The organism is Sphingomonas sp. 2R-10, assembly GCF_030062225.1.
In the GTDB taxonomy this organism is placed as follows: domain Bacteria; phylum Pseudomonadota; class Alphaproteobacteria; order Sphingomonadales; family Sphingomonadaceae; genus Sphingomonas.
On the sequence record NZ_JASCXF010000016.1, the window covers coordinates 82,705 to 90,871 of the forward strand.

Sequence of the window (8,167 nt, forward strand, 5' to 3'; positions counted from 1 at the left end):
TGAAGCGGGCGTCATCCCGGCGAGGGCCGGGATCGCCCGGTAGTAGCGCGCATCAGGAGCCGATGGAGACCCCGGCCTTCGCCGGGGTGACGCCCGCTTCCGCCCGGCGGAGCGTCCCGCTGGCCACCGCGCGCTGATCGGCACGGGGGGGGCAGCCGGCCGCGACCGGGCCGATCGCATCCTATCGCGGCGCCAGCCGCACCGCCCCGGTAAGCCCCGACCGCGCACCCGGCTGTGCCTCGACCAGCACCGCCACGATCTTCGCTCCCGCCGGCACCGTCGCCTCCAGCGGCCCGGCGGCGAAGTCGCGCTTCGTCGCGACCTGCCGGCCATCGACATAGACCGTCGCCCGCCCCTCGATCCGGGCGAAGCCGAGCGTCCCGCCCTGCGCCACCACCCGCCGCCGCACCGGCAGCGTGGCGCGGTACAGCCGGAATGACGGCCCCGCCTCGGGCGTCGCCGCCGAGCCGCTGCGGGTGAAGTCCCAGCTGTTATTGTCGTTGGGCGGCGGGGCCAGCGACGGATCGGGGGCGGCGGCGAACGACTTCGACCGACGCCAGCCGAGGATGAACGCGCCGGTCGGCGTCACCGCAACCTGCGCCCGCGGGGCCGCTGCCACCCGGTCGATCACCAGCCGGGCGGGACGCAGGCCCTCCGCGCTCGCCGCGACGGTCACCTTGCCGCGTCCCTCGCCCGCCTGCACCAGCATCTGCGCCAACCCGTTGAACAGCGAGCGCTGCGGCGCCTTTTCGCTTTCATGGCTGTTGGGGTCGCCATTGCCGACACCGATCAGCGTCGCGCCCTCGACCGAGAAGCGCGTCATCCGGTTCTCAGTCGGAACATGCCGCCCTTGTGCATCGACCGCGTCGATCGTGACCGGCACGACGTCTTCGTTGTCGCCCAGCATCTGCCGGCGCGCCGGGGTCAGCCGCAGCGCGACCGCCGGTCCCGCCGTCTCATGCATCGCCCGCGCGACCTCGCGCCCGCCCTTCAGCGCGATCGCCTCCAGCTTGCCCGGCGCATAGGGGACGGTGAAGGCATTCCCCATGATCCGGTCGACCGGCTGCTCGCCGACCATCCGTCCGTTCAGCACGACGCGGACCCGTTCGGCGTTGCTCGTCACCAGCAGTTCTATCGGCTGGCCTTCGCGTCCCGGCCAAGTCCAATGCGGCGCGACGCCAACCACCGGCTCGCTATCGATCCAGTGCGCGCGGTGGATGTCGTAGGCGGTCTTGGGGAAACCGCACAGGTCGAGGATGCCGAAGAAGCTGGCGATCGTCGGCCAGGTGAACGGCGTCGGCTCGCCGTGATAATCGAACCCGGTCCACACGAACCCGCCGGCGATGAAGCGCCGTTTCGCGATCTCCGCCCATGCGTCGCGGTGCGTCGCGCCCCATGGCGCGGCTTCGGTATCCATCGACGACATCACATGCGCGGCCTTGTCGGTGGCGTACGCGCCGCGCGTCATGAACGCGCTGGTATCCTCCGACGAACTGCTGGGCTTTGCGGGGTTCAGCGCGTGGAACTTGTCGTAGTCGCCCTGATAATAGTTGAACCCCATGACGTCGACGACGCTCGACACGTTCTGCGGATCGTAGAAGCTGCCGTTCATCGCCGCGGTGACCGGGCGACTGTCGTCGAGCGCGTGGACGCGGGCGGCCATCCGCCGCACCATCTCGACCCCCGCTTCGGTGCCCTGCATCGGTTCTTCGTTGAAAACCGACCACAGGATGATGCTGGGATGGTTGCGATGCGCGCGGACAAGCCATTCCAGCTGCGCCATATTCTCCGGCGCCGGGTTGAATATCCGGTTCTCGTCCATGACGACAAACCCCATCCGGTCACACAGCTGGTAGAATTCGGGTGCCTGGGCATTGTGCGAACAGCGGATGGCGTTGACGCCGGTGTCCTTCATCCGTTGCAGCCGCCACGCCAGCAGCGCGTCGGGCACCGCCACGCCGACGCCGGCATGGTCCTGATGCAGGCAGACGCCCTTCAGCTTCACCGCCTTGTCGTTGAGGAAGAAGCCTTCGTTCGCGTCAAAGCGGATCGTGCGGAAACCGATCGCGATGCGGCGTTCGTCCCCGCCGCCCGGCGCATCGGTGGCGACGCGCACGGTGTAGAGCGCCGGCGTCTCGATCGACCAGCGCTGCGGCTCGACGACCGGCAGCGACAGCGCGACCTGCGCCGCACCCAGCGGTTGCAGTTCGGCCTGCCCCCGCGCGCTGCCGACGATCCTGCCGGCGGGATCGAGTAGGTCGACCATGACGGTCGCGCTCGCCGGTTCGCGGGCGATGCTTTCGAGTGCCACCGACACCGGCACCTGCCAGCGCCCGTCGCTGCCGCGCCGCGGATCGCAATGCACGCCATCGGTGACGATCGCCACCGGCGCACGCTTCGCCAGCCAGACATGGCGATAGAGGCCCGCGCCTTCATACCACCAGCCTTCCATCGCGGTCGCATCGACGCGGATCGCGATCACGTTCAGTTCGTCGCCGAAACGCGCGAACGGGGTCAGATCGACCTGCACCGCATTGTAGCCCGAGAAGTTGCGCGCGACGACGCTGCCGTTGATCCAGATCGTCGCGACGGTGGCGATCGCGCCGAAATACAGCTCCAGCTTCTTGCCCCGGTCCGCCGGGTCGAGCCGCAGCGTACGGCGATACCAGCCGATCCCGCGCGGGCGATAGCCCTGCGACACATTGGCCGTCTCGACGAAGCCTTGTGCCGACGCCCAGTCGTGCGGGACGGTGACGCTCGCCCAGTCGCTGTCGTCATATTCCATCGCCGCCGCGCCGCGGGCATTGCCGGCCTTGGCGTTGGTATAGGTTTCGTCATGCGTCACCGGCAGCGGCGACACGATATCGCCTTCCTGGAACAGCCAGCCGTTGGACAGCAGGATGCGCGACGGGTCCTCGACCGGCAGGCGTTCGGGCAGGCCGGGGCGTGGCGACAGGCCGTCGAGCAGGCCGCCTTGCGCTGCGGGCTTCGCCGCCACCGGCGCGGGCAAGGTAGCAGCGGCCACCGTGCCCGCGGTTCCGGTCAGCAGGGCACGCCGGCCCATTGGCAGGAAGGTCATCGGCTCATCCTCTCAGCATCGATCGCATTGCGCAGCGCGCGCACCGTGGCGGGGTCGGTCCGGGCCAGTCCCGGCCCGGCAAAGCCCAGCGCGGTCACGCGGGAGTCGTCCTGCACCAGTGGCGCGCCAGCCGATGCATGGACTTCGCGCGCGCCGGTCGTGGCAAGCAGGTTGGCGACGTTGGCGGGCTTCACCCCCGCCCCCGGCATCACCACGATCCGGTCGCCCGCCGCCGCCCGCATCGCCGCGATCGTCGCCGCGCCGTCGACGGCGGAAACGGCACCGCCCGAGGTCAGGATGCGGTGGAAGCCGAGCGACACGGCGGCATCGACCGCCGCCACCGGATCGGGCAACAGGTCGACCGCGCGGTGCAGCGTCAGGTCGATATCGGGGCGCATGGTGCGTACCGCGTCGAGCCACGCCAGCGTCACCGCCCCGTCGATCGCGCCGCCTCGCACCGCTCCGAACACCAGCCCGTCGACCCCGGCGGCGACCAGCGCCCGCGCATCGGCGATGGCGGTCGCTACCTCGTCGTGATCGTAGGTGAAGTCGCCCGCGCGCGGCCGGACCATCGCATGGACCCGCACGCCCGCCGCCCGCGCCCGCTCGACCACCAGCGCCACCAGACCGGCGGGCGGGGTCAGTCCGCCGACCAACAATGCACCGCACAGTTCGATGCGGTCCGCCCCGCCGCCGATCGCCGCCTCGCAACCGGCAACGCTATCGATACAGATTTCCAGCGTCACCGCGCCCATGCTCATTCCCGCCAGTTTTTATATGACTAATGAAGCGCCACCGCGGCAGGTCAAGCCGCTTCGCATGCTTGACTTGGGACGACCGCGACCGTAAGCGCCGCCCCAGCCGTCACGCGGGGATTCGTCCGCGCGCGACGTCCGTCCGAGACAGCAGGTGCGGGTTTCCCGCTTAATCTCCTGCCGAGACGGGGAATGTGTATTCCGCCCGACCGTGCCGAGGCACGTCGGGCCGGTCATGGAGGTCCCCTCGCATCCGCAGGGCTCCGCATGGCGACCATGCCCCTTCACGGACTTTCGCCCCGGTCGTCGCGACGTGCGACGGGCGGATTGTTCGCGGGCGTTTCCGGTTCTGCCGGGACACGCCCCAGTAAAGGAGAACGGCATGGATCGCACTCAGAAGAGTGAAGCCGTCGCCGAGCTGAACCGCACCTTCAACGAGGTCGGCGTGGTGGTCGTCACCCGCAACCTCGGCATGACCGTCGCCCAGTCGACGAATCTGCGCAACAAGATGCGGGAAGCCGGCGCGAGCTACAAGGTCTCGAAGAACCGTCTTGCCCGGATCGCAGCCGAAGGCACGCCGTACGCGGTGCTGTCGGACCTGCTGACCGGCCCGACGGCGCTGGCGACGTCGACCGATCCCGTCGCTGCGGCGCGGGTCATCAACGACTTCGCCAAGACGAACGACAAGCTCGAGATCGTCGGCGGCGCCATGGGCGGCCAGATCCTCGACGCGAACGGCGTGAAGGCCCTGGCCTCGCTGCCCTCGCTCGACGAACTGCGCGCCAAGCTGGTCGGCCTCATCGTTGCCCCGGCAACGAAGATCGCCACCATCACGCAGGCACCCGCGGCCCAGATCGCGCGCGTGCTGTCGGCATATGCGGAGAAGGAAGCCGCCTGAACGGGCGCTTCCCACTGACACAACCCTATCTGATTTACGGAGAATATCATGGCTGACCTGAACGCAATCGTCGAACAGCTGAGCGCGCTGACCGTCCTCGAAGCAGCTGAACTGTCGAAGCTGCTCGAAGAGAAGTGGGGCGTTTCGGCCGCTGCTGCCGTTGCCGCAGCGCCTGCCGCCGGCGGTGGCGCCGCTGCCCCGGCCGCTGAAGAGCAGACCGAATTCGACGTCATCCTGACCGGCGACGGTGGCAAGAAGATCAACGTCATCAAGGAAGTCCGCGCCATCACCGGCCTGGGTCTGACCGAAGCCAAGGCGCTGGTCGAAGGCGCGCCGAAGGCCGTCAAGGAAGGCGTCAACAAGGACGAGGCCGCCAAGATCAAGGCGCAGCTCGAAGGCGCCGGCGCAACCGTCGAAGTCAAGTAAGCCGCAGTGGGAGAGGCGGAGCAGCGCTGCTGCCCCGCACTCCCACAAGGCCGGCCGGCGGGCCGCAAGGCCCGACCGACGGGATGGGACTTGCTCCCATCCCGGCTCGACCAAAAAAAGGGGCGTTCCCACCGCGGGAACGCCCCTTTTTTTTGGTCCGATCGCCAGACGTGTGGCCCGGGTCCGGTCGGTTCCGGTTCGTCTTGCGATTGTAATCACTGGCGGTCATCCTGCCCGTCATGTCGATCAGCTCCCTTGCGCTGCTACTGGCGATGAACACCGCACCCGTTCCGGCAACCGGTCCGTCCGCACCATCATTGGCGAAGTGGATACCGGGAACGGTCCGATGCGGCGATACCATCGTCGATCCGGTCCGGCTCGCCGCCGTCCGGCCCGGGCTGCGCTGGGGCACGGCCGAAACACGCTCCGCAAGCCTGCGGTTTCGCATTGATGCCGAAGGACGTCCGCTGTCCATCCGGACGACCGACACATCCTACGTTTCGAACAGCGACGACATCGCCCCGGCGCTTGCCGCGTCTACCTTTGCACCCGGCGCGGAGCGCACGGATTGCCGCGTCGATTATCAGCTGCAACTGATACCCCTGGCACAAGCCGATCCCGTCGATCTGATGGCATATTCCTTGACCCCGAACAGCGGCCCCCTCCCCACGGAGGGCTGGCACCGGATCCGGTCGGCGGACACCGATTGCCTGCGCCAACCCCGACCCTCCGTGCTGCTTCGGGCCTATCCCGACTTCGCGAAACTGCCCGGTACGCGGGGCGAACGGCAATGGTCGATGACCGGCTACGACCTCGACGCGCGGGGCCGTCCCATCGACGTACGGACGATCGGCGGGACCGGTAACGTCCCGCTCGATGCCGCCGCGCGCAAGGCGGTGTCCGCGTCGCGCTTTACCGAAGGGAAGCGTCAGGGCTGCCTGTACCCCTATTGGCGGGCAGCCCTGCGGATAGCCGCCCCGCCTGCTCCGGACATAGCCCGGTTCGGGGCGACGCCGCATTGTGTCGCGGCGCCATGGGCGCAGCAGCCGCGCCTGACCTACCCACCCGCCTGGAACCATCGCCGGATCGAGGGATGGGCAGTCATCCAGTTCGACGTTGCGCCATGGGGTGAGATCGGGAACACCCGCGTGCTGGCCAGCGAACCGGCAGAAGCGTTCGGCCAGCAGGCGACGCAGGTAATCCGGTCGGCACGACGGGCGCCGTCACCGACCGGCGCCAGCGGCTGTATCGAACGGGTCCGGTTTGCGATCCCGCCCGACGGGCAGGTCGGCATCGACGATTTCGGGGATGATCGCGCACCACGATAAGCCCGCGATCGTCGGGTTCAGTCCTCGCCGTCCGCGACCTCGCCCGGCCCGTGGACCAGAATGTCGCCCGGCTGGCATTCCAGCACTCGGCAGATCGCGTCGAGCGTGGTGAAGCGGATCGCGCGCGCCTTGCCGGTCTTCAGGATCGACAGGTTCGCCAGCGTGATGTCGACCGCCTGTGCCAGTTCGGTCAGCGTCATGCGCCGCGCCTGCAGCACTTCGTCGAGACGGACGAGCACCGCCATCAGACCGTCCCCTCCAGATCCTCGCGCAGCGCGGCCCCTTCGGCGAACACCCGTGCCAGCACGAAGGCGACCAGCACCGACAACCATCCGCCGATCGAGATCGACGACCCGTCGACCCGCACGCCCATGCCCGTGAAGTTGGGGGTGATGAGCAGCAGCGGCACGTCGAGCAGCTGGATGGCGAGCAATGCCCAGCCGATCTGCCGCACGCGGCGCGCATTGGGCGAGGCGAAGGTTTCGCCCGCCAGCACCGTGCCGATCACCGCGATCAGCCGCGAGAAGATGACATGCGCCGGCACCGACGCGGCGACGCCGAGCAGCAGCAATGCCCGGATGCCGGTCACGACCTGCGCCACGTCGATCGCAGGATATTTCGCCGCGATGCGCGCCGTGAGCACGTCATGGAGCGGGACGCTGGCCAGCGCGGCGATCAGGAACGCGGTGGCGAAGGCGATGTTGAGGACCAGCAACACGCGCAGGACGACGACGGTGAATCGCAATATCCGGTCTCGCCGCGCCATGCCGCTCCCCTCCTCGCCCGACCGAACGCTAGGCGATATATCGATAATCGACAATAGCCGAAGCCGTCCGGTCAGGTCCGTCGGACCTGCCCGTGCAACCGCACGTCGAGCCGGTCGATCATCCGGTCGCCGCGGTCGATGAAGATCGGGGCGAGTTTGCCCTGCGGCGCGGCCGGACCGACCATGAATGCGGCGGTGGTGCGCGATTCGCGGCCGTCGGCCCAGCGATAGCGCGCATCGATCGCGATCATCGGCACGAAGAACGACCGGTCGTTGGCGGTGATGACGTTCACCGCCGCCCGTGGCAGCGTCATCGTCGCCTCCAGATGGCGCCGCTCGCCCGCGCCCAGCGCGAAGGGATCGAGCCCGCGCTTCTCGCTGTCGGAGAAGAAGGCGGCGATCTGTTCGTCCTGTCGGGCGTTGGCGGTGGTGAGCAGCGTGGCGATGCGCACTTCGTCGACCGCGACCGATGCCGGGTTGCCGACAGTCAGGTCGAAATCGAGCAGCGCGCGGTCGCCCTCGGTCCCGACGCGCAGCGGTGCGAGCTGGAATTCGAGGAATGGGCCGGCGGTCGGCGCGACCGGGACCGGCGGTGCGACCGGGGGCGGTGGCGCGATGGGCGCGGGTGGCGGCACGACGACCGGCGGCGGCTCGGGAGCGACCACCACCGGCGCGACCGGTGCGGGTGCATCCGCGTCGACGACCGCCTCGGCCGGGCGACGGCGGCGTCCGAGCAGGAATGCGACGACGCTCGCAACCGCGATCCCGCCGAGGAACCACACCCACCACGGCAACGCATCGTCCCGGGCAACCGGCGCGGCATCGACCGGAGTCGCGACGGGGGCCGGCGTCGCGGCCTCGATCGGCGACGGCGTGGGCTCGGACACCGCCAGGACCGGCGGCCCGACATAGGTC

General features: G+C 69.2%; 7 protein-coding genes and 1 pseudogene. 3 read left to right on the top strand and 5 right to left on the bottom strand.

Features of this window, described 5'->3' with window-relative positions; translation table 11 throughout:
* Nucleotides 1-181 precede the first annotated feature (181 nt).
* Nucleotides 182-3,079 carry a beta-galactosidase GalA gene (gene galA / locus QLH51_RS09380; protein ID WP_206429038.1) on the bottom strand — a complete coding sequence of 966 codons (2,898 nt, stop codon included), beginning with the start codon at nucleotides 3,077-3,079 and terminating at the stop codon, nucleotides 182-184.
* A complete protein-coding gene (locus QLH51_RS09385; RefSeq protein WP_206429039.1) occupies nucleotides 3,076-3,840 on the bottom strand; it encodes a copper homeostasis protein CutC in 765 nt (254 codons plus the stop codon). The genes galA and QLH51_RS09385 overlap by 4 nt, the downstream gene beginning before the upstream one ends.
* 376 nt (nucleotides 3,841-4,216) lie before the next feature.
* Between QLH51_RS09385 and rplJ the strand changes: the two genes are divergently transcribed.
* From rplJ to QLH51_RS09400, 3 genes are all read left to right on the top strand, one after another.
* Complete coding sequence (gene rplJ, locus QLH51_RS09390; protein WP_125658081.1) at nucleotides 4,217-4,732, top strand: 50S ribosomal protein L10; 516 nt, start codon at nucleotides 4,217-4,219, stop codon at nucleotides 4,730-4,732.
* A 48-nt stretch (nucleotides 4,733-4,780) separates the two neighbouring features.
* Nucleotides 4,781-5,158, top strand: a complete 378-nt coding sequence (gene rplL / locus QLH51_RS09395) for a 50S ribosomal protein L7/L12 (protein ID WP_055758810.1) — start codon at nucleotides 4,781-4,783, stop codon at nucleotides 5,156-5,158.
* A 731-nt stretch (nucleotides 5,159-5,889) separates the two neighbouring features.
* Nucleotides 5,890-6,486, top strand: a complete 597-nt coding sequence (locus tag QLH51_RS09400) for a TonB family protein (RefSeq protein WP_206429040.1) — start codon at nucleotides 5,890-5,892, stop codon at nucleotides 6,484-6,486.
* A gap of 17 nt (nucleotides 6,487-6,503) precedes the next feature.
* Here QLH51_RS09400 and QLH51_RS09405 read toward each other — a convergent pair whose 3' ends face one another.
* The 3 genes and pseudogenes from QLH51_RS09405 to QLH51_RS09415 all read right to left on the bottom strand — a co-directional run.
* Nucleotides 6,504-6,731: a helix-turn-helix domain-containing protein gene (locus tag QLH51_RS09405; RefSeq protein WP_125658086.1), complete on the bottom strand. Its 228-nt coding sequence runs from the start codon at nucleotides 6,729-6,731 to the stop codon at nucleotides 6,504-6,506.
* Entirely contained in the window at nucleotides 6,731-7,252 is a 522-nt protein-coding gene (locus tag QLH51_RS09410) for a DUF2975 domain-containing protein (protein WP_125658089.1), read from the bottom strand. The genes QLH51_RS09405 and QLH51_RS09410 overlap by 1 nt, the downstream gene beginning before the upstream one ends.
* Nucleotides 7,253-7,323: 71 nt before the next feature.
* Nucleotides 7,324-8,167 (bottom strand): annotated as a pseudogene (locus tag QLH51_RS09415) (hypothetical protein); the annotation flags it as partial.